This is a genomic window from Paenibacillus sp. Y301 (assembly GCF_059445505.1).
The window spans coordinates 121,719-143,677 of the sequence record NZ_JCAIUL010000003.1; the positions used below are offsets into that span (position 1 = coordinate 121,719).

At 42.0% G+C, this 21,959-nt stretch carries 18 protein-coding genes and 1 pseudogene; 13 read left to right on the top strand and 6 right to left on the bottom strand.

Annotated features, from left to right (window positions below):
* Nucleotides 1-77 precede the first annotated feature (77 nt).
* The 4 genes from AC1D69_RS06975 (at nucleotide 78) to AC1D69_RS06990 (ending at nucleotide 5,678) form a co-directional block, all read left to right on the top strand.
* Nucleotides 78-806, top strand: a complete 729-nt coding sequence (locus AC1D69_RS06975) for a hypothetical protein (RefSeq protein ID WP_495455420.1) — start codon at nucleotides 78-80, stop codon at nucleotides 804-806.
* Between the two features lie 160 nt (nucleotides 807-966).
* Nucleotides 967-3,648 (top strand): winged helix-turn-helix domain-containing protein, encoded by a 2,682-nt coding sequence (locus tag AC1D69_RS06980; RefSeq protein ID WP_495455421.1) that lies wholly within the window; start codon nucleotides 967-969, stop codon nucleotides 3,646-3,648.
* Nucleotides 3,649-3,749: 101 nt separating this feature from the next.
* Nucleotides 3,750-4,679, top strand: a complete 930-nt coding sequence (locus AC1D69_RS06985; RefSeq protein WP_495455422.1) for an NAD(P)-dependent alcohol dehydrogenase — start codon at nucleotides 3,750-3,752, stop codon at nucleotides 4,677-4,679.
* A 297-nt stretch (nucleotides 4,680-4,976) separates the two neighbouring features.
* Nucleotides 4,977-5,678, top strand: a complete 702-nt coding sequence (locus tag AC1D69_RS06990; protein WP_495455423.1) for a hypothetical protein — start codon at nucleotides 4,977-4,979, stop codon at nucleotides 5,676-5,678.
* Between the two features lie 303 nt (nucleotides 5,679-5,981).
* On the opposite strand, the gene AC1D69_RS06995 is transcribed toward AC1D69_RS06990, so the two are convergent.
* On the bottom strand, nucleotides 5,982-6,911 hold the full coding sequence (locus tag AC1D69_RS06995) for an AraC family transcriptional regulator (RefSeq protein ID WP_495455424.1): 930 nt from the start codon (nucleotides 6,909-6,911) through the stop codon (nucleotides 5,982-5,984).
* Between the two features lie 204 nt (nucleotides 6,912-7,115).
* Here AC1D69_RS06995 and AC1D69_RS07000 point away from each other — a divergent pair, with 204 nt between their 5' ends.
* Nucleotides 7,116-7,373, top strand: a complete 258-nt coding sequence (locus AC1D69_RS07000; RefSeq protein WP_495455679.1) for an Atu4866 domain-containing protein — start codon at nucleotides 7,116-7,118, stop codon at nucleotides 7,371-7,373.
* Nucleotides 7,374-7,429: 56 nt separating this feature from the next.
* Complete coding sequence (locus tag AC1D69_RS07005) at nucleotides 7,430-8,167, top strand: SDR family oxidoreductase (RefSeq protein ID WP_495455425.1); 738 nt, start codon at nucleotides 7,430-7,432, stop codon at nucleotides 8,165-8,167.
* A 96-nt stretch (nucleotides 8,168-8,263) separates the two neighbouring features.
* Here AC1D69_RS07005 and AC1D69_RS07010 read toward each other — a convergent pair whose 3' ends face one another.
* The 4 genes and pseudogenes from AC1D69_RS07010 to AC1D69_RS07025 all read right to left on the bottom strand — a co-directional run bounded on the left by AC1D69_RS07010 (nucleotide 8,264) and on the right by AC1D69_RS07025 (nucleotide 11,182).
* Nucleotides 8,264-8,980, bottom strand: coding sequence for a galactose-binding domain-containing protein (locus AC1D69_RS07010; RefSeq protein ID WP_495455680.1), 717 nt, complete (start codon nucleotides 8,978-8,980; stop codon nucleotides 8,264-8,266).
* Nucleotides 8,957-10,234 (bottom strand): annotated as a pseudogene (locus AC1D69_RS07015) (family 8 glycosyl hydrolase); the annotation flags it as partial. The gene AC1D69_RS07010 and the pseudogene AC1D69_RS07015, both read right to left, overlap by 24 nt.
* Nucleotides 10,235-10,670: 436 nt before the next feature.
* The gene (locus AC1D69_RS07020; protein WP_495455426.1) at nucleotides 10,671-10,889 is read right to left on the bottom strand and encodes a hypothetical protein; all 219 of its coding nucleotides are present in this window, start codon (nucleotides 10,887-10,889) and stop codon (nucleotides 10,671-10,673) included.
* Nucleotides 10,841-11,182 (bottom strand): sigma-70 family RNA polymerase sigma factor, encoded by a 342-nt coding sequence (locus AC1D69_RS07025; RefSeq protein ID WP_495455427.1) that lies wholly within the window; start codon nucleotides 11,180-11,182, stop codon nucleotides 10,841-10,843. Before AC1D69_RS07025 ends, AC1D69_RS07020 begins: the two co-directional genes overlap by 49 nt.
* 181 nt (nucleotides 11,183-11,363) lie before the next feature.
* Here AC1D69_RS07025 and AC1D69_RS07030 point away from each other — a divergent pair, with 181 nt between their 5' ends.
* Both AC1D69_RS07030 and AC1D69_RS07035 read left to right on the top strand, forming a co-directional pair.
* Entirely contained in the window at nucleotides 11,364-11,549 is a 186-nt protein-coding gene (locus AC1D69_RS07030; RefSeq protein WP_495455428.1) for a hypothetical protein, read from the top strand.
* A gap of 135 nt (nucleotides 11,550-11,684) precedes the next feature.
* Complete coding sequence (locus tag AC1D69_RS07035; RefSeq protein ID WP_495455429.1) at nucleotides 11,685-13,388, top strand: DUF4127 family protein; 1,704 nt, start codon at nucleotides 11,685-11,687, stop codon at nucleotides 13,386-13,388.
* A 742-nt stretch (nucleotides 13,389-14,130) separates the two neighbouring features.
* On the opposite strand, the gene AC1D69_RS07040 is transcribed toward AC1D69_RS07035, so the two are convergent.
* Nucleotides 14,131-15,054, bottom strand: coding sequence for a proline dehydrogenase family protein (locus AC1D69_RS07040; protein ID WP_495455430.1), 924 nt, complete (start codon nucleotides 15,052-15,054; stop codon nucleotides 14,131-14,133).
* 213 nt (nucleotides 15,055-15,267) lie between these two features.
* On the opposite strand from AC1D69_RS07040, the gene pruA reads away from it, so the two are divergent.
* The 5 genes from pruA (at nucleotide 15,268) to AC1D69_RS07065 (ending at nucleotide 21,932) form a co-directional block, all read left to right on the top strand.
* Nucleotides 15,268-16,815: an L-glutamate gamma-semialdehyde dehydrogenase gene (gene pruA, locus AC1D69_RS07045; protein WP_495455431.1), complete on the top strand. Its 1,548-nt coding sequence runs from the start codon at nucleotides 15,268-15,270 to the stop codon at nucleotides 16,813-16,815.
* 300 nt (nucleotides 16,816-17,115) lie between these two features.
* A complete protein-coding gene (locus tag AC1D69_RS07050; RefSeq protein WP_495455432.1) occupies nucleotides 17,116-18,819 on the top strand; it encodes a helix-turn-helix domain-containing protein in 1,704 nt (567 codons plus the stop codon).
* Nucleotides 18,820-18,902: 83 nt separating this feature from the next.
* Nucleotides 18,903-19,898 (top strand): ABC transporter substrate-binding protein, encoded by a 996-nt coding sequence (locus AC1D69_RS07055; RefSeq protein WP_495455433.1) that lies wholly within the window; start codon nucleotides 18,903-18,905, stop codon nucleotides 19,896-19,898.
* Entirely contained in the window at nucleotides 19,895-20,911 is a 1,017-nt protein-coding gene (locus tag AC1D69_RS07060) for a FecCD family ABC transporter permease (protein WP_495455434.1), read from the top strand. Before AC1D69_RS07055 ends, AC1D69_RS07060 begins: the two co-directional genes overlap by 4 nt.
* Nucleotides 20,904-21,932, top strand: a complete 1,029-nt coding sequence (locus AC1D69_RS07065) for a FecCD family ABC transporter permease (RefSeq protein ID WP_495455435.1) — start codon at nucleotides 20,904-20,906, stop codon at nucleotides 21,930-21,932. Before AC1D69_RS07060 ends, AC1D69_RS07065 begins: the two co-directional genes overlap by 8 nt.
* Nucleotides 21,933-21,959: the final 27 nt, after the last annotated feature.

The window sequence follows — 21,959 nt, forward strand, 5'->3', positions numbered from 1 at the left end:
ATAACTGAAGAGGAGTCCTATATGGGATTTCTTATTCCCTTATAGAGTGTTATTTTTTAGTGAAATGAGTGAATCTCATGATTAACTATGCAGGTGATAGCAAATTTATAGAATATTGTCTATTTCTATCATTTCCGTTCAAGCTACTGAATGGTATGATAGAAAGTGAGGTGAATATGAATATGAGTAATGAGACAACAAATGAGGAAGTAAACAATAATCAAGAACCTGTATTGGATGAGAAAAGGATTGAGCTTCTAAAGGCTGTTCACACTGACGGCACCTTATCTTTGAAAAAGCATTTTCAGGAAGTCCAAGGGCAAGTGTTAAATCTAGATGCTTATGGTCCGGTGTTTGTGTATCATGTGCAAGATCAATCGAATGATGTGTATTCCTGTGGGTTCTTCCTACGTGAATTGGTTGCAAAGTTCCAGTCAGGTGATGATCCGGCTATTTGGATGGCTTCTTTCTTCTATGAATTGATGAAGACAAAGGGAGGTAAAACTCTTCCAACACCGGCATCAAGCGAAGAGGAAGCCAAAGCTATCATAGACAATGTATTAGTTCCCAAATGTATAGAAGAAGTACGTGAGGAATTCGCTCCGGAGGAAGTACATGCAGGTCTTGCCTGGAACGAGGAGATTGGTCCGGTCTTCGAAGTTGGATTCCCTTCAATAGTTGAAGGAAATAACGTGTGCGCTTTCCCATTACATCTATTGTTTACACATTTACAATTGAACAGGGACCCATCAGAGTTGCTAGTCCAAGGTTTATACAAAATTCGTAAAGAACATGGTATGGAATAAAAGATGTATCAATAGTTGAAAAAAGCTATGGCTACGAAGTCTGCGCGTGCTGATAATCTATCGGCACGCGCTGTTCATTTTTAGCCTAAAAAGGGTTGATCGTTATGATCTCGACTTCTATTTGTTGACGATAAAGGACTGTGATCATTATAATTCATATATGAATATTCCAATTATATCCACTAAGTTATATATCCCCCCGCCTCGGCCAAAGATTGTTATCCGCCGAAGACTATTCGAGCGTCTGAACGATGGGCTACACCGCAGACTGACCGTCATCTCTGCTTCCGCTGGTTTTGGTAAAACGACATTAGTGAGCGAATGGCTTGCTAGTTGTGATCGACCTGTCGCCTGGCTATCGATCGATGAAGGTGATAACGACCCTACAAGTTTTCTAACATACCTCTTCGCATCTTTGCAGAGAATTGCTACAGATATGGGTGAGGGTGTATTGAGTTTGCTCCAATCCTCTCAGCAACTACCCATCGAATCGATTCTAACAACCCTACTCAATGAGATTGACGCTATTCCATACCCATTTATACTAGTTCTTGATGATTACCACGTGATTAAGACCAGCCTAATTGACCAAGCTATTGCCTTACTAATTGAGCGGATGCCGCCACAGATGCATCTAGTCATCATTACTCGTGAAGATCCAAATCTACCTATAGCCCGGTTACGAGTCCGGGACCAATTGACGGAGATACGCGCCACAGAGTTACGGTTTACCGCTTCTGAAGCAGCAGAATTTCTGGGCCAGGTCATGGGATTAAACCTTGCACTGGAGGAAATTGACTTGCTTGAATCTCGTACAGAAGGCTGGATTGCTGGCCTGCAACTAGCGGCCCTTTCCCTGCAGGGGCATGAAGACCCTGCAAGCATCATCCAATCTTTCAGCGGAAGCCATCATTTTGTTCTAGACTATTTAGTTGAAGAAGTGCTGCAACAGCAACCCGCATACATACAGAATTTTTTATTGCGTACATCCATTCTCAATCGATTATGCGGTCCTTTATGTGATGCAGTTCTTAGCAATGGAGTTGGGGAACACTTCCCCCCCACTTCAGGGCAAGAAATCTTGGAATATCTTGACCACGTTAACTTGTTCATCGTTCCTATGGACAACGAGAGAAAATGGTACCGATATCATCATCTCTTTGCTGACTTGTTACGGAAACGTCTGATCCAGAGCATCACCTCAAATTTAGGAGATGATGAGAGGGGAATGGCTGAATTTCATATACTTGCGAGTAAATGGTATGAAGAGAATGGATTGGAGATTGAGGCTTTTCATCATGCTGCTAACGCTAATGATACTGAGCGTGCTGCACGACTGATGGAGGGAGGGGGGATGCCGTTGTTATTTCGTGGAGTGATCGCCCCTGTCATGAATTGGTTGAATTCATTGCCTGATGGGGAACTAGATGCAATGCCATCATTGTGGATAATGTATGCCTCTGCCTTACTAATGGTGGGTCAAATGACAGGCGTTGAACACAAGTTGCATGCCGCTGAAAAAGCCCTGCAAAGGACCAAGCAAGACGATAAGACACAAGATCTAATCGGGCATATTGCTTCGATACGCGCTACACTCGCTGTCAGTAAGCACGATACGGAAACCATTATGACAGAGTCGCGTCGTGCGCTGGAAAATTTACATCCAGACAACCTACCTGTCCGGACAGCTACAACATGGACGCTGGGATATGCCTATCAGCTCCAGGGGAATCGCACCTTGGCCAGTAAGGCATATACCGAAGCATTATCGATCAGTCAGATGATGGGGCATATGACAATCACCATGATGGCTACACTCGGCCTAGGAAACATACAGGAAGCTGATAACCAGCTTGATGTGGCGGCAGAATCTTATCGTCGTGTTCTACATCTGGCTGGTAATCCATCGCTGCCGATTGCTTGTGAAGCGCACCTAGGCTTAGCTCGTATATTGTATGAATGGAACGAGTTGGATGCAGCTATGCAGCACGGTCAACAGACCGTACAATTGGCGAAGCATTTTGAACATACAGATCGAGTCGTTGCGGGTGAGGTGATTCTCGCCAGACTACAGCTTGCGCGCGGAGAGATAAGCGGCGCAATCGCGATATTAGCTAAGGCTGATCAATCCGCTCGACAGGAGAGTTTCGTGAATCAGATGCCCCATATTGCTGCCGCACATGTACTTGCATTACTTCATTTGGGAAATCTAGAGGATGCCGCTCATCTAGTGCAGAAGTATGATCTGCAGATCAGCCAGGCACGGGTATATCTAGCACAGGATAACACGTCCTCAGCCCTGTCGGTCCTCGAGCCATTACGAAGACAGGCGGAAGCAAAGGAATTAAAGGATGAACGGCTTAAGATAATGGTTATACAGGCTATTGCTCTGCATGCACAGGGCGAGAAGCTAAAGGCTTCGCAAACAATAGTAGACGCTCTGACGATGGCCGAACCTGGCGGGTTTATTCGGATCTTTGTCGATGAAGGTATTTTGATGTATAGATTGTTATCCGAAGTCGTTAATCATGAAAAAATGCCAAAGATCTATCTAGGTAAGTTGCTGGCTGCATTTGAAGCTGAAGAACTGGAAATGAAAAGTGAACTCAATAAAGTTCATCGACTAGTCCGATCTAACAAGTCCCTGATCGAGCCACTAAGCGGGCGGGAGTTAGAAGTTCTGCGTCTCATTGCCCAAGGACTATCGAATCGAGAGATTAGCGAGCAACTATTCATTACGTTGACTACAGTTAAAGGACATAACCGGAATATTTTTGACAAACTACAAGTCGCAAGGCGCACCGAAGCTGTTGCACTTGCACGAACGTTAGGTTTATTGTAAGTCTTCCTTCATAAACATATCAAAAACCATACTTTAGTATCTATATGGAAATACGTTGTGGAAGCTATACTATTTGCATATTGAGATCTAGGAGGAAGCCCATGAAAGCAATGGTATGCACAAAATACGGATCACCCGATGTTCTTGAGCTTAAAGAAGTAGAAAAATGTACGCCAAAGGGCAATGAGGTACTCGTAAAGGTTCATGCGACAACCGTGCAAGCAGGAGACATTAGAGTTCGAACTTTCAGAAGTCCGCTCTCGCTCTGGATTCCTATGCGATTAGTTCTAGGTCTTACAAGACCAAGGAAGTCTATCCTTGGTGTGGAGTTAGCTGGAGAGATAGAAGCCATAGGCAAAGACGTTAAACGATTTAAGAAAGGTGACCAGGTCTTTGCATTAACTGGGATGAATTTCGGGGCTCATGCCGAGTATACCTGTTTACCTGAAGACGGATTGATGGCACTCATACCGACAAATGTAACCTATGAGGATGCAGCTTCGGTTCTGTATGGAGGGACTTCCGCGTTGTATTTTTTGAGGAAAGCGAATATCCAGAACGGACACAAAATTCTTATCTACGGTGCTTCTGGAACTGTAGGCACTTCTGCGATACAGCTTGCCAAGTATTTTGGGGCGGAAGTAACCGCAGTATGTAGCTCCACAAACCTTGAGTTGGTAAAATCTCTGGGAGCAGATAAGGTCTTGGATTATACGAAAGAGGATTTCACCAATAGAAGTGAACGTTATGATATCATTTTTGATGCCGTGGGGAAAATCTCGAAAACAAATTATAAGAGAGCACTTACTCCGAACGGGTCGTACGTGACCGTTGACGGGCAGGGGATGGCTAAAATACGCATTGAAGATATCCAGTTCCTCAAAGAGATGATGGAGACGGGGAAGTTGAAATCGGTTATTGATAGATACTATCCGCTGGAACAAATCCCTGAGGCTAATCAATATGTAGAAAAAGGTAGGAAAAAGGGAAGCGTAGTGATCAGGGTGATCGAACATGCTAAACCAATCTAATATAGTACTGCATTGATTGGCTCCTCTTGATAAAGGGCGAACTTCGTGGATTCAGACTGCTTACTCATTATGAGTAAATGGTTTTTAATATGCCAATATATAGATAGAAACCGTAACTCCATGTGAAGAACATATTTTAAGTGTGGTAATCCTTAGAGAGAAAGCCACAGGGAATCGCAATGTATTATGTAATTTGATACAGACAATAGAAATAGAATAGTGCCATAATTATGAAATCAGACACCTGGGAATTATAGTCATATATGGATTGTAAAAAAGAAGGGGTGAAAGTGATCCATGCGTGAACAAGAGGACATATCTGCTTTACAATTTTTTTTGTTAGGTTTACTTGTATTTTTAGTATTGGGTATGGATATGTTAGTCATGGTTTTGGATCAGTGGTTGTGGGGAAATTTATTGAAGATAGACGACTTTTTTGCCAGCCCATGGTATGTAATTATTACACATTGGAGTATTGTTATCTTATTATGGGCTGTTGGAGCCGGACTTTTTTTTGCATGGTTAAGGAAGAAAGGGGAACTAAAAAGCGTGATATCTGTACGATGGAGCTCTAAAGGGGTCCCTTTACTGATCATGGCTGTTGTAATGAGCTTTTTATTCGCAGTGATTGAGTCAGTGTTGATGGATGGGAACTTACCACAGATATACAATGAATACCAAAGTTTCGCACGTAATTATGGCTCAATGGGATTATTCGTTGGTTTGACTCAAAATATATATTATATCGTAGAATCCGTTCTGGTTGTGCTCTTAGTTGCCTTGATGCAACGTGCCGGAGAAATGTGGTTTAAAAAGCCTAATCTTCCTTACGGAGGTGTGGGTTTGATGGTGACTTGGGGACTTAGTCACTTGATGCATGGTCTGGCAGATGGTTTATATATAACTGCTTTTGCTTTGGTGTTCGGTTGGTTGTTTGTGAAGGCGGGTAAGCATTGGTGGCCAAGTCTGCTGTTTGTTTGGCTCATGTTTATTTTTTGAAGCTATCGCTAGGATTGCTCTCCCGATCTTCATAACGTAACAAGCCGCGTAACACTAGGATTCTAATGTGTTCCGCGGCTTTTTTATGCTGTTAATACATCGGTAATGGATTATACCTCTTTATATGTTCGTTCTAATACCTTGAACATGGGGGTGCTGGTGTTTCATATAACTAATGCTAAACCAATCTAATCGCATAATCAGAGAAATTAACCGCTTGCCCATAGGTAAGCGGTTTTTTTATTGTGCAGAGATTTTGATTGAAACCGCCTAGGTGTAAGAATAGAATCTCGAACAAAATAATTAAACGGGAATTGTACTTAATGAGTCGCGAAGACGTTTGATATCACTTATAGGAGGAAGACCGAACATACGAGCATATTCACGATTAAATTGAGTTGGACTTTCATAACCAACCTGGAATCCAGCATCGGCAGCTTCTGATGTCTCTGAAAGTAGTAGACGGCGCGCTTCCTGTAATCTGATCTGTTTCTGATATTGCAAAGGGCTCATTGCGGTGATGTCTTTGAAATGTTGATGTAAGGAGGAAGGACTCATGTTGGCTGTCATTGCTAATTGATCAATACGCAGTGGTTTGGCAAAATCATTCTTGATAAGATCAATGACTTTTGCGATACGTTGAGCGTGGCTACCCATTATAGCGAACTGTTTAAGGGAATCGCCTTGTTCATCTTGTAATATCCGATAATATATTTCCCGAATCACTAGAGGTGCAAAGATGGGAATATCCTGCGGCGTATCTAAAAGGCGAACCAACCGCAAAACGGCATCCAGAAGAGAGGAGCTCGTTTTACTTACAAACAAGCCGCGACCAGAGTCACCTTGTTTACTCGGTATTTGATTGAAATCTTTAATGATGTCTAAAATTTGATTCGGATCAAAGTCCAACCTGAGGCACAAGTAAGGAGAATCTGAGGTGGCTTCAATGACTTGCCCAGAAAGGGGTAAGTGTACGGAGACAACTAAATAATGAGCTGGGTCATAATGATAGCACTCCTGTGCAAGCATAACCAGCTTGGTTCCTTTTACGACTATACACAATGCTGGTTGATGGATTAAATGTACGGTCTCTGATCTGGAAGATCGAATGAAATGTAGAGAAGGGATGGCTGTAGCATGAGTGCCATCTGTGTGAGTGAAATGTTCTATGTGCTGTGCTAATTCCTCTTGCTTCAGGACCATATGATCTTCGAGTATAACTTCACTAGTCATAAGAGCATCTCCATTTTCCACCTTTTAATAGCTACATATTATTTCTTTTTGGAGGATTAGGCAATAATCATCTGTTAACAGGCTACCTCCTAAAGTTCAAATTATTTCATAATGAATATGAGCTCAACCATAGGAGGCAAGAAGAAAAGAGATAGTAGCATCGGCGAAATAAGTAAAAAAATTAATGGCGAGGGAGATGAGCACGTGAAGAATAGTCACAATGTAGCAATACATGCTTATGTCGGCATGTGGGTTACGCAAGATGGATACATTCGTCATGAACTTCTGTCAAATGGGCGTTACGATGAAGCGCGTGGGAACAAGGAAAGTGCCTATCAAGGGAGTTATACGGTTGAAGGGGATCATATTGCGTATTTGGATGACACCGGATTCACGGCTGATGGTGACTTTCGTGAGGGAATTCTTTATCACGCAGGAATGATTCTATATCGTGAACAATAAAAGAGGCTGGCTATCGATAATGGAAGAAAATATGATATTCAAAGGAGCAAATGATAATGTCTAACGTTAAAGGGAAAGTTGTAGTCATTACGGGTGGAAGTAGTGGGATTGGTGAAGCGACAGCACGTTTATTAGCTCAACATGGAGCACATGTTGTCATTGGTTCAAGACGGATAGAAAAATTGGAAGCTATTGCGTCCTCCATTCGTTTAGAAGGAGGTTCTGTTGAATATCGTACATTGGATGTGACTAAACATGAACAAATGGAGGAGTTCGTCAACTTTGCGCAAGAACGATTTGGTCGAGTAGATGTTCTTCTGAATAACGCAGGTGTTATGCCTCTTTCACAATTAGATGCACTTAAAATGGACGAATGGAATCACATGATCGATGTAAATATTCGTGGTGTTCTCCATGGGATCGCTGCTGGACTTCCAATGATGAAGAAACAAGGATTCGGTCAGTTTATTAACATAGACTCTATCGGTTCTTACTCCGTCACACCAACAGCAGCCGTATATTGTGCTACGAAGTATGCGGTTCGAGCAATCACAGAAGGTCTGCGCCAAGAAGTTGGAGGTGACATTCGCGTAACGATGGTATCTCCAGGTGTTACGGAATCGGAACTTGCTGAAAGTATCTCGGATGACGAAGCAAGAGAGGTTATGAAGGAGTATCGACGAATTTCTATTCCAGCGACGGCTATCGCCCGCGTAATATTATATGCCATCGATCAGCCATCTGATGTGGATGTAAGTGAGATGATTGTACGTCCAACTGCAAGTTTAGCTTAATACAGGGTATGCCGAATATGAGTGAATCAAATGACTGGATTTCAATAAAACAAAACCTGACGGAATTGATCCGTCAGGTTTTGTTAACTTTACTGATTAAGAACCATACACCTCGAAATCATAAAGTGAATATCCGTAAGTAGTGCCTCTTGTTATGCCAAGTACTCTTACATATCTTCCGGTCTTAGCTGTAAATGTGATGTCATCGATTGCACCATTGCCGGTTGTTGTTGTGTAGGCATCTGTCCATGTGGTGCTATCAGTGGATACTTGGATTTTGTAACCTTTAGCGTAAGCATCTTCCCAATTTAGTTTCACGCGGTTGACGCTTGTGGTTGTACCCAGATCCACATAAATCCACTCATTATTATTTCCTTCTATACTTGCCCATCTTGTCGATGGATTACCGTCCGTTGCTTTGGAAGCTTCAAATCCTGAGGCTTCTATTGAACTCGCTGTAGTCGTCTTGTTCAGTGCAAGGTTGGTTGATGAAGAATTTGCACTTGTTGTAGCTGTCACTGTGTTACTGTTTGCCGAGAGGTTACCCGCAGCATCAATGGCTTTAACCGTGTAACTATAAGCCGTAGAAGCAGTAAGACCAGTGTCATTAAAATTGGTAGCCGTCGATGTACCGACTTGAGTACCTCCTCGGAACACTTGGTATCCAACGACTCCAACATTATCTGTTGAAGCTGACCAGCTTAGGTTGATCTGATTGCTGGATACAACGGTGGTACTTAGGTTAGTAGGAGCTGTAGGTGATTGTGTGTCTGTCGCACCGCTGAACGATGGTTTCCACCAGTTACCTGAAATGTAAAGCATGTTAAGCATGTTGTAAGAATCGCTGAAGTAGGATTCTTTCTTGTTCTTCATCCAATCCCAACCTGAATTTACCCATGCTTGGTGGGCACTATTAGTCGTAGCTGCGGATATGAACGGTGATACGAATACGGCTGTAGCATAGGAGGCATTTCCACTTACTGTACCATTTAATTTATATCCATCTTTGATACTACTTGGATTTCCATTTGTTTTACCTTTAATCCATACCGCCATCTTGTCAGCAATATCACGACCTCTGGTATCACCGTAAAAGGCATAGTCCATTACCATTCTTAATGGAACGCGACTTGCATTGTAATTGTATTCATTAGTTTCTGGGAACTCATCCAAATAATTTGTTGGAGCCGGTTTAGGAGGATTGTTAACAACAAAGTCAGAGATGAGACCTGTAGTAGCTGAGTAAGTTGTTGAGAATTGACTATACACAGAATATAAATTATTGATGACATCCAACCATGTTTGATCTCCTGTAACTTCATGGAAAGCTCTTAAATGCGAGAGCATCCAATCAGAAGGGCGAGTGTTCAGTGCACTTTTCTCATCCCAATCTCCAAGATTCAATCTATTGTTGGTGGTCACGTTGCTAGCCTTGATCCCATTAGTGATCATTTTTTTGGCTTCTGCTAAATAATTAATAGTACCCGTTGATCCCCATTGACGGTCAGCAAGAATCAAAGAGTAAGCGATGTCCAAATCTCCGTCCGTCGCTGAGCCGAAATGCCCTTGGGCACTGCTACTATCTGCTACAACCCAGCCCATTAGATTAGCATTTCCCGAGCTTTTGAAGGCTCTAGCAGTTTTGAACAGACCATCATAAATGGTTCTTGCGTTGGAATCGTGACCTGCCATTAGAGCAGTAATAACCATTCCATAACCTTGGCCTTCTGAAGTGCCGAGTGGTGTGTAACCTTCAGCGTCACCGGTAATATCGCCTCTTACATAATAACCGCCAGGTAATGAAGATAAATTATTCTTCAAGTACTTTGACTTCCAATAGTCATAATAACTTGATACTGCGCTATTCATAGCTGCTTGGGTTACATGGTTAGGCTTAATGATGCCTGGATAGCTAACTTGCTGAGGGAACGGTTTCAATTCTCCGGCAGCATAGGCTTTGGTTTGTAATGGAGCAGGTGTACCGAGTATGGTCACAACCATAGTTAGACATAGTGAAGCGAGTCCAATACATCTCAATAGCCTTTTGTTTGATTTCAGTGTGTACATAAATTGCCTCCTTTAAATTTATATTGCTACAACTTGTTCTCGACTGTATAACGGCCTCCTTCCTGCGTAGTGACAATAAGTTAAAGCGCTTTAACTTTTGAGAATGAAGCAGCGAAGTATGAGCACTTTAATGTTAGGGTTATGTAAAAGGTAACCTAGAAGATACTAGAGGTTTATGAATTGTCACCAGTACATCTAAATTACATATAGCCCTTATTTCTTATTTCTTATTTCTTATTTCTTAGTGATGAAGATGAATATGAGTTCTCTTCGATAAAGAATTTAACACATAAAATTTGTAATTGTCTACAACATATTTAAATTTTATGTATCATGAAGATGGATAGTTTATTGGATTACATATATAGGGAGAAACGAAGATGTATCTTACAACCACATTGGGATAAAAAGTCTTCGTTTCTCCTACAGAAATAGATTAATGATCACTGTTCTTAATGAATTCAATAAACTCAACAATGATTTGAGATACCGCATCTTCTTGCGGCATATGAATGAATTTGCTTAGACGGAGAATATCCCCTTTAAACAGTTCAATGAGCTGCAGGATAGAATCGGGATCATTTTGTTTGGCCAACTGAAGTAAGTCTAGGAATTCACTGTCTGGGATAATTTCTGTATCATTTTTCGTTTCCATTTGTTCACCGCCTGTTGACTCATTTGTAGTTGACGAGCGACTTCCGATTCTGTCTGATCTTGTATGTACAGTTTATAGAGTATGATCTTTCCAAAGGGAGGCAAAGGTTCGATTAGTTGCTGAACTAACACTTTGTTATCAGAGGATGTTGTAAAGTTGTTGGGTGTAGCAGCTTCTATTCCATAGAAGGAACATTCTTGTTTTCTAATGATTTTGGCACGATATTGCAATCTCCATCCAATCCGATAGACTTCTGTCTTGTACCTTTCAAAAATGCTCTGTTGTGTATCCAAAATAACATCTCCCTTCTATTTGTGTTTTCTATTTATCTATAGGGAAAATAGAGACGTAGTTTCACAACCAAAACAAGAACGTGTGTTCTTATTTATTATAGCACCTTTTTAAGAGATTTGGTTGTGATTTTAAAATTAAGATTGCCTATCAAGTATAAAGATAAGAAGGGAGTTGAGGATTATGGAGATCACGGACATGATTTCATTAGTAACGAATGTTGGATTTCCGGTGACATTATGTTTTATTCTGATTCGCTATATTTTGCAGACCATAGGTGAGAAATTGGATAAGTTAGACATTTCATTAAACCAACTTACGGAGACAATTCAATCTGTTGAACATAATGAGAGAAGGGATGATGAATAAGTCACTCTTAAAGGAACAACCCATGTGGTTGTTTTATTGAATCATAAATTACCTTTATAATTGAAGACACAGATACGAAGAAAGTGATTTAACAAGTGAACCCTGTGTCTATCATGAATATATGGAGATGTTAATATGAAAAAGATTCTATATGTACCACTAGATGATCGCCCGGTAAATCTGGATGATGTTATTGTACAGGGAAGATCAGCTGGCATTGAAGTCATTACACCCAATATTCACGATATTCAGAACCGCTTGGACACGCAAAAGACAATCTCGGAATCCACGCTTCTAGGCACAAGTTCTCCTAGATTTGGTCAAACTTTGAACATTCGAAAATTTATTCTTAATAACGCATCGAATGTAGATGGATTTATTATCTCAACGGATATGCTTGCTTACGGGGGGCTCATTGGAAGCAGAAGGCTTCGGGCAAGTGGTGGAAGGGCTTTTCCACATTATGATGATGTTACGACAAAGTTATTAGACGTGATTCGTGAAATCAAACAATGTTATCCTAGTAAGCCTATTTATGTGATGGATACCATTATGCGATTAGCAACGTCAGCTTATGTTGAGGGGCAAAATTATGATGCTTATACAGAGTCACGTGCTTTCAACCAACAAGCGCGAAAAAGTTATTCCGATTTTAACGATATCTTGAACGGTTACAATGTAAAACCAGATGACACCAATGTTGAAGATGCGGTCTATTTCGATAAGGAGCAATATTATAACGCACGAAGACACAAATTTAAAACGAACTATTATATTCTGGATCAACTTGCCCGGTTAGGTTATATTGACTTCCTTGCAATTGGTGTCGATGATTCCTCTACCCAAGGTGTGCAGGCCAACGAGATTAGCTTTATTGAAGGACGTATTAATGAATGGCTTGGCGGTACGGAGGGTCAGAACCCTGATCGTGCTATAATTCTTCCTGATGCAGATGGGTTGGGTCATTCGCTTATAGCTCGTATGGCGAAGCATTTCTATCCTAGTGAAGTCAAACCAAAGTATATGGTGCAATATTATGGTCCCCATGGATCAACGATCATTAACTCATACGAGTACATGACGGTACATGAGAATATTCAGCGTCACATTGATATTATTGGGGGGCAATTTGTCACAAGTGGTCCCTATGACTTAGAAATCATTGCGATTACGGATGCTAATCAAGTCTCAAGTGCCGTATCACGTATTCAGTCAAATAGTAACGATCGTATCCCTACAGTTGTTATAGATTTTGTAGCAAATGGTGCTGCGAATGGAACGGTAACTGAGGCTTTACTAGAGAGTCCTTATACTGGAGGCATTCTAGGGTACAGTGCTTGGAATACGGCGGGGAATAAAATTGGGATTGCGCTCGGAATGGGGCAAGCACGACACACATATTTAGTTACGGAAAAACATGCTAAATCCCTTCAGAATGCAGTGAACGCACACGGATCACTATTGTTCAAACGTTTCTTGAAAGACTACTATTATAAAGCTATTGCGATTGCCGAAATTCGGACGTATGCGAGAGCACACACATTATATACGAATGTTCTGTATCCCGATCAGAACATGATTCTCTTCAACTCGGCGAGTGACTACAACGTTATGACGACTCTCTTGCGAGATCGAATGCAGACACACACCAACACGCTTGCTGGGAAGAATGCCTTCCGAATTGGCTCTTCAACGGCAGCAACCAATGTACGTCAAATTAGCGGCTCAACATGGATATATGCGATGTATCATAACGTATCACTTCCGAACATAAATCCTAATTACCTTTGGGGACGCGTATTTGAAATTACCTTAAGTCCCAGCGTTACGATGAAATGAGGCTCATGGTTCGGCACTAGAACATAAACCAGCTGTAACTACTGAATGTTCGTAACGATAGAACATTGTGTGAACGGAAATTGTAGATTGAGGTTAATCGCGAAGGAGTAGTTAGGGGGGCGGTGAGCAATGAGTGATAAGCGATGGAAGGTGAGCGATGATAGGTAGTTGCCGACGATAGGTGATCGGTGCTCGATGGGGGATCGATACTTGGGCTTTTGTAACTCCATGGAGGGAATCGGTGATAGAGAACTGATGATCCATGGCGGGAATCGTTACTTGGGGCCGGTAACTCTGTCGAGAGAATTGATGATAAGAGATCAGTAACTATTGATGGCAGGTGAATAGTAACCAGTGTCTAATGGTTATATAGCGATACAAGGTGCTCTACCAACTATTTAACGGGAGGTTCTCCCGTTAAATGAACTCAACTGCCATAAGTTACTCTCCCGATAATCGCAGGAAATTTTCCTGTTAAATCAACTAACTATCGGAAAGAATCATATAAAGAAGTGGCAATGAGCGGTCATAACCGCCTCATTGTCCCTTTTTGCATAGTATAAGTTTCATTTGAATCCATTTCATAATCGTCGATGCATCTAAATCGATTCTTGATGCCCAATCCCCTTATATTTCCACATAAAAAGGCTCCACCTAAAAGGGACGCCATTGCCGTTGCTCTTAATCATTTGATCCTGTCCGGTTACTCTTTGATCATCTGCTCCTAAACAGCCGCTCTCCTTCAGCTGTTCATGTTCTTCAAAACCATCATCAAGTTCGCAGGTTTCTCAGCCAAACGGCGTGTATAGTAGGGGTACCACATCGTGCCATAAGGTACATAACAACGAACGCGGTAGCCTTCACTCGCCAATTGTTCTTGGTATTGTGTGCGTAAGCCATATAACATTTGGAACTCGAAGTTGTCTTTTGAAATAGTATGTTTCTTCACATATTCCTTTACCCAATCTATGACTGTATCGTCGTGAGAAGCTATCGCTGTATAAATACCCTGGGCGAGGTGCATGCGGATCATTTTCTTGAGATTGTCAATGACCTCATTTTTGTTTTGGATAGCGATCGTACTAGGTTCCTTGTAAGCACCTTTAACTAGGCGCAGGCGAACATTCTGAGTGATTAAATCCTTGACGTCCTGCTCAGTTCGGAATAAGTATGCTTGTATGACAGTGCCTACATTCGTCAAACCTTCCTTATGAAGACGCAGCACAATATCAATCGTCGCTTGTGTAAAAGAAGAGTCTTCCATATCGATCCGAACAAAATTGTTATTCTCATGTGCTTTACTAACGACTGCACGTATATTCTCATAGCATGTTTCAGGGTTAAGAGAGAGCCCCATTTGCGTAGGTTTTAATGAAATATTAGAATTCACACCCGCGTGATTAATTCCTTCAATAAGTCTTAGGTACTCATCTCTATATCCCTCAGCTTCGCTCAGATGTTTGATTCCTTCGCCGAGCGCATCCAATGTAGCCATAATTCCTTTATCATTCAACGCTTGGATCTCCTTCAAAGCTCCTTGCAAGTGATCACTTGCAATAAATTTCATCGCTAATTTTTTACCATACTTAATAGATAGTTTCTCAAAGACTGAATTGCCGGCAATGGTTAGTACAACTTTTCGATAAAGCTCTGAGCCGATATCCATGACTAGTGCCCCTTCCAAGTTCTTATGGTTGTTCTATTATTTGAGCATGAATAATACCCATTGATGGTGAGCGCTTTATCATCTTTATGATAGGGGAATAGTGGATAGGACTGTTTCGTACAATTGACCTTTAGGGGGCGAATGGTGCTTAGCTATCATTTGGTCCAGGCATGAACTCGTGGATATTCGAATAATAAGAGGGAGGCATAACAGATGAGAGTAGAATTCAAGAATGAGATATTTACAAACTTCAAGGATGAGCAGAACAATAAAGAATACGATGCAGCACTTAAAAAGGTGGAGAAGGAACTCGGGAAATCCTATCCTCTAGTCATCGGTGGACAAAAGATCAAGACGGAGCGTGAAGTTGCTTCAGTGAATCCAGCATTACACTCGCAGGTCATCGGTACCGTCTCACAAGGTGATCGTGATTTGGCTGAACAAGCGATTCAAACAGCGGCAAGCACATTCGAAACATGGAAACAGGTCGATCCGAATGAAAGAGCCCGTTATTTGTATAGAGCGGCTGCGATGTTGCGACGTCGCAAGCATGAATTCTCTGCATGGATGACGTTTGAAGCGGGCAAAACGCGTGCAGAAGCAGATGCAGACACAGCAGAGGCGATCGACTTCATGGAATTCTACGCCCGTGAGATGCAGCGCCTTAACCAACCGCAACCGTTAACGATCATGGAAGAAGAAGAAAATGAGCTGTATTATGTTCCGCTTGGTGTAGGTATCGTCATTCCGCCATGGAACTTTCCGCTTGCGATTATGGTTGGTATGACAACAGCCTCGATTGTGGCTGGTAATACAGTTGTGTTGAAACCAGCTAGTACGACCCCTGTTATCGCAGCGAAATTCATTGCATTGCTAGAAGAAGCAGGATTGCCAGCTGGTGTCGTGAACTTCCTCCCAAGTCCTGGTGAAGAAGTGGGTGACTATCTTGTGGATCACCACTTAACGCGTTTCATAAGCTTCACCGGATCACGAGACGTAGGCTTACGTATTAACGAACGTGCTGCTCGAACTAATCCAGGTCAAAAGTGGATTAAACGCGTCATCGCGGAGATGGGAGGGAAGGATACCATCGTTGTAGATGATGATGCCGATTTAGAATTAGCAGCGGACGCTATTACGGCGTCGGCATTTGGCTTCTCGGGACAGAAATGTTCCGCGTGTTCCCGAGCCATTATTCATGAGGATGTTTATGATGCGGTATTAAATAAAGTCATTGAGCGTACAGAGAAGCTATTCATGGGCAACCCAGCAGATCTTGCGACTAACATTGGTCCGGTTGTTGACGAGAAGGCATATCGCAAAATTCAGGCATATATCGAAATCGGTAAACAAGAAGGCCGCCTAGTTATAGGCGGCAACACAGGAGACTCCAAAGGCTACTTTATTGAGCCCACCATTTTTGCTGACGTCGATTCGACGGCTCGTGTGTCACAGGAAGAGATCTTTGGACCCGTTGTAGCATTTACTAAGGCTACATCATTTGAAGAAGCTTTAGCCTTCGCGAACAATACCGAATATGGTTTAACAGGTGCTGTAATAACGAATAATCGTGCTAATTTAGAGAAGGCACGTCGTGAATTTTTCGTAGGTAATCTTTATTTTAACCGCAAGTGCACAGGGGCATTGGTGGGAACACATCCATTTGGCGGGTTCAATATGTCAGGAACCGATTCAAAAGCCGGGGGACGCGACTACCTGTTATTGTTCACACAAGCCAAAATGGTGTCTGAGCGATATTAAATAAGAACGTTCATGAGGTGAGGTTAACTTGATACTCTATTCCTTGTGCTTCCACTGAAACGTGTGCCGTCTTTAAAAAAGGACAGCATTGCCGTTTCTACTTGATTAGCATAGCGTAATCCATACGAAGCATTCCATGGCCTGAAGCCATGAATGCTTTTTTCTTTGCCTTCTTGTTGGAATCAAAGAACATTAAAGCTGAAAGATTACTAGACTTGGCTTCTATTGCGAATAATTATCATTATCAATATAATGAAGAAATCTATGTTTTATTATATTGATAATTGGTGGTGAATCCGATTGGATGATGTCATAACTAACAAATACTTGGATTCTTGCACGCTGGATGGCTATATGTACAGATTACGTTCAGTTGATTATTCGCAAGGTTTCAGTAGCGAACAACTGAAGCAACAACTGGTATTATCTTATTCACTTATCGTTGTTACGAGTGGCGTATTGCAACTGATTCTGGATCACCAGCATGCGGAGTTGGATCGGCATTCTATATATATCAGTATGCCTGATAGTACTTATGGGGCTGTCGTCTCTAGTGAGGGGGTAGAGATGTATATATTTTATTTTGACGTGTTCGAGCATTGCGATGACGATGATGAAGGGGATATCCGCTCTTTAAATCCGATTAAGAACGCACAGTTGATTGGACCTAAGGGCAAGATTATGGTGAATCCGCTGAATGGGCTTGCGAATATGTGTGAGGAGCTCTATCGGAAATGGAGCCGTAAAGAGAAGCGGGAGCTATTTCGCTGTCAAATTGATTTTCAAGAAATCTTATTCTATATCCATACATATCGGTTACGAGAGGCAACAACTTCGTCTTCAGCATTAGAAGCGGCAAAGGAGTACATTGAGGTTCATTATACGGAATCGTTATTGATTGAGCAATTGGCGCAGGTGAGTAAGCTAAGTCCTAAGTATTTTGTGGATTTGTTCAAAAAGAAGTATGGCAAAAGTGCGAAGGAATATGTATCAGAGCTACGATTACAGGAAGCGAAGCGGTTAATGGCGCAACCTAACGCCAAGTTACGTGAAATTGCGCACAGGGTTGGCTATGCAGATGAATTCTACTTCAGCCGTAAATTTAAGAAGGATATTGGTGTATCACCAACCATCTATATGAATGCTCGTCGTCGTAGGTTAGTCGCCTACCAATCGGGTGTTATTGGCTACATGGTTGCACTTAATATCATGCCTTATGCAGCACCCCTTCATCCGAAATGGACGGAACACTATTATCGAGACTATCGTGGTGAGATCCCGATTCATCTGAGCGCCTATCGTTATAATCAGGACTGGAATTGGAATATAGATCAGCTACAATCGCTCTCGGCAGATATCATTATTGCTATGGATGATCTTGAGGAGTTAGAACGTAATGCACTTCAGAATATAGCTACGAAAATTTGTCTTATTCCAACGACGATGAATTGGCGTGAACAATTGCGCGTACTTGCTGAAGAGTTTGGTGAATCTTGGCAGGCGGAGAAGTGGATTAAAAAGTATGAGCATCAAATTCAGGAAGCGAAGATACGGTTGCAACAGTCTACTCATCAAGATACATTCTTATGTCTTCGTATGATCAATCATCAGCTCTGTGTGTATTGTAATCAAGGAATGGCTAGTCTCCTATACCAGGACTTGGGATTAACTCCGGCTTTCCATTGCGATACGTTGACCTACGACAAGCCGATCACGCTTGAAGAGATTGAGCGCTTGAATCCGGACCATATTTTAATGCTGGTTCGACAAGATCGAGAGACTTTGGAGCATTGGATACAGTTGCAGAATGATCCACACTGGCAAGTGATTACGGCTGTACATCGCAAGCGAGTTCATCTTATTTCATCTGATCCATGGCGTGAATATTCTGCACATGCGCAACTAAGGATGCTGGAGCAGATTGTTCAACTTTTAGAAGTAGATAATCCATCACATTTCAGGATTTTGTCCATGGATGAGTCCAAGTCCTCCATCTATACTTAGACAGTGATAATTATTATCAATTACTGGTGAATGTCTAGTAGTTCATTGTAACCTAATTTAATGAGAAGGGATTTAATAGAGAGATGAAAAAGTTACTTAACGTTATAAGTTTGTTGGCAGTATGTATGGTTATGCTTACGGCATGCGGAGGAAATAACACAACGAACGAGTCGTCAGCGGTAGCGACTGAGGGTGCAGTTAGTAGTGAGCAGGCAACTTCGACCAACGGGGAATCAAGCGAACGAACAATTGAATATTTAGGAGAAACCTATACACTTCCAACTAATGTTGAGCGGATCGTCATTACGGGTTCGTTGGAAGCACATGAAGATGCACTTGTCCTCGATGTGCATCCTGTCGGAGCCGTAACATATTCGGGCAAGTTTCCTGAACGGTTTGCGGCAATTACCGATCAAGCAGAATCAATCGGTGAGAAGATGGAGCCTAATTTTGAGACCATTCTGAAGCTTAAACCGGATGTCATTCTAGGAACGACGAAATTCCCGGATGACATTGTTGAACAATTGAAGAAAATTGCACCTACGATTCGGGTATCGAACATTGCAACAGACTGGGAGGATAATCTACTCCTAATGGGAGACTTGTCAGGGAAGCGTGAGCAGGCTGAACAAGAAATCGCTAAATATAAAAAGGATGTTGAGTCGGCTAAATCGACGTTGTCGAACAAGTTGAGTGATAAGCAAGTCGTAGCACTTCGTGTTCGTGCGGGTCAAATATTCATGTATTCACCGACTATATTTGTAAATCCGATCTTGTATGGAGATCTTGGTCTGAGTGTGCCAGAAATGGTAGCAGCTTCTAAGTCTCAGGAGGCGGTATCTGTTGAACAACTGGCCATGATGAATCCAGACTACGTATTGATTCAATTCTCTACAGATGAGAATCCGGATGCATTGAATACGCTAGACGATGTTCTTGATAACCCTATTATCCAAAAGATAACTGCGGTTAAAGAAGAACATGTATACGTAAACTTGATTGATCCACTTTCTGAGGGTGGTCCTGCCTGGAGCCGGAAGCAATTCTTAAATGCAATGTTGGATAAGCTTGTTGAATGATACGTCCGGACACAAGAATCAGATCTGCTACGTTTATAGGATTAGGGATTGTTCTCATTATCTTTACGATGATTGCATCGATACTTTATGGAACGAAATCTATTGATACTGAGACGGTAACCAATGCGATCTTCCATTATGATGCTGAAAATATCGATCATCTGATTATCCGTACTTCCAGAATTCCACGTGTAGTTGGAGCATTGCTCATAGGTGCATTTTTAGCTGTATCCGGTGCATTGATGCAAGGGATGACAAGGAATTACCTTGCATCCCCTGAAATTATGGGGGTATCAGATGGTTCTGCATTCGTGATTACGCTATGCATGATCTTCGTGCCAGGTAGTTCCTCTATATCTATGATTCTGTATTCCTTGATAGGCTCAGCATTTGGAGCCTTTCTTGTGTTTGGTATGGCCCGACTGTTACCGGGTGGCATGTCTCCCATTACACTGGCGGTGTTGGGTACAATTATTGGTACTTTTTTAAGCGCAGTCTCACAAGCGTTGTCTACCTATTTTCAAGTGTCTCAGAATATTAGTTTCTGGTACAATGCACGTCTACATCAGATGGATCCAACAATCATCAAGCTGGCTATTCCATTTGCAATTGTGGGTCTTGCGATCGCATTTGTAGTGGCTCGTTGGATCACAGCGTTGTCTTTTGGTGATGAGATGGCGACCGGACTAGGTGTAAATATTTTTATGATCAAAGCATTAACGATGGTGAGTGTTATCCTATTGACGGGTATCTCTGTAGCGATCGCAGGAAAGATAGCTTTTATCGGGTTAATTATTCCGCATATTACACGTTTTATCATCGGACAAAATTATCGGCGGATTATCCCATATAGTGCTTTAATCGGTGCGCTATTTCTTGCATGGTGTGATCTCATCAGTCGTTTCGTGAATTATCCGTTCGAAACGCCAGTGGGTGTTGTAACAGCACTATTCGGTGTGCCCTATTTCCTCTACTTAATTAAGACAAAAGGAGGAGGGAAGCAACGTGAATAAAACCTCACAGGTAAGACGTTTCTGGAGCGTTATTCTTGTAACTTGTATTTTGATCGTCTGTGGCATATATGTGAGTCTCACGAATGGAGCCTTCGATCTATCTGCTACAGATGTTATTCGTACTCTGCTACGAATCGATTCAACGCGGGAACATGATCTTGTCATTTTTGATTTTCGACTTCCACGTATACTTATTGGTGCGTTGGTAGGCTTCGGCTTGGGGATATCGGGTGCCGTGCTTCAGGGAATAACCAAAAATCCGCTCGCTGATCCAGGTATTCTAGGCATTCATGCAGCGGCTGGAACTTCGGTTGTACTGGGCATGTTCTTGTTCCATGGTACGATTAAGGGTCCTAGCTGGTTGACGGTAATGACCATGCCGATGTTCGGTTGGATCGGGGGAATCGCGGCTGTTATCCTGTTGTATATGTTTGCTAAGCATAACGGTGAATTAGATCCACAGCGATTAATTTTGGTCGGCATTGCACTTGGTTCGGGTTTTGGTTCACTTACAATGTATATTTCATTAAAAATGAGTCCACAGGATTTCGAAATGGCTACCGTATGGCTATCGGGTAGTATTTATAGTGCGAATTGGAAGCATGTTGTTACGACACTACCCTGGATTCTGATTTTGGTACCGGTAATATGGAAAAAAGCGCATATTCTTGATCTCATGCAATTAGGTGAAATGAGTGTGAAGGGATTAGGCGTTCACGCGCAAAGGGAAAGACAAATTCTGTTGTTGTGCTGTGTTGGATTAATTAGTGCGTGTGTTGCTGTCTCTGGAAGTATTAGTTTTGTTGGTTTAATTGCCCCACATATTGCTAGGCGCTTGGTTGGAATTCATTACAAATATATCGTACCCGCATGTGGTGTAATTGGAATGTTGATGGTCATCGTCGGAGATTTCATTGGAAAGACCATATTTGCACCTGCACAACTTCCGGTAGGTATTGTTGTTTCTATTATTGGCGTTCCTTATTTTCTATTTCAGCTCTATCGGGGAAGAAGAAAATAACCTTTCGATCACGTCAAATCTCACACA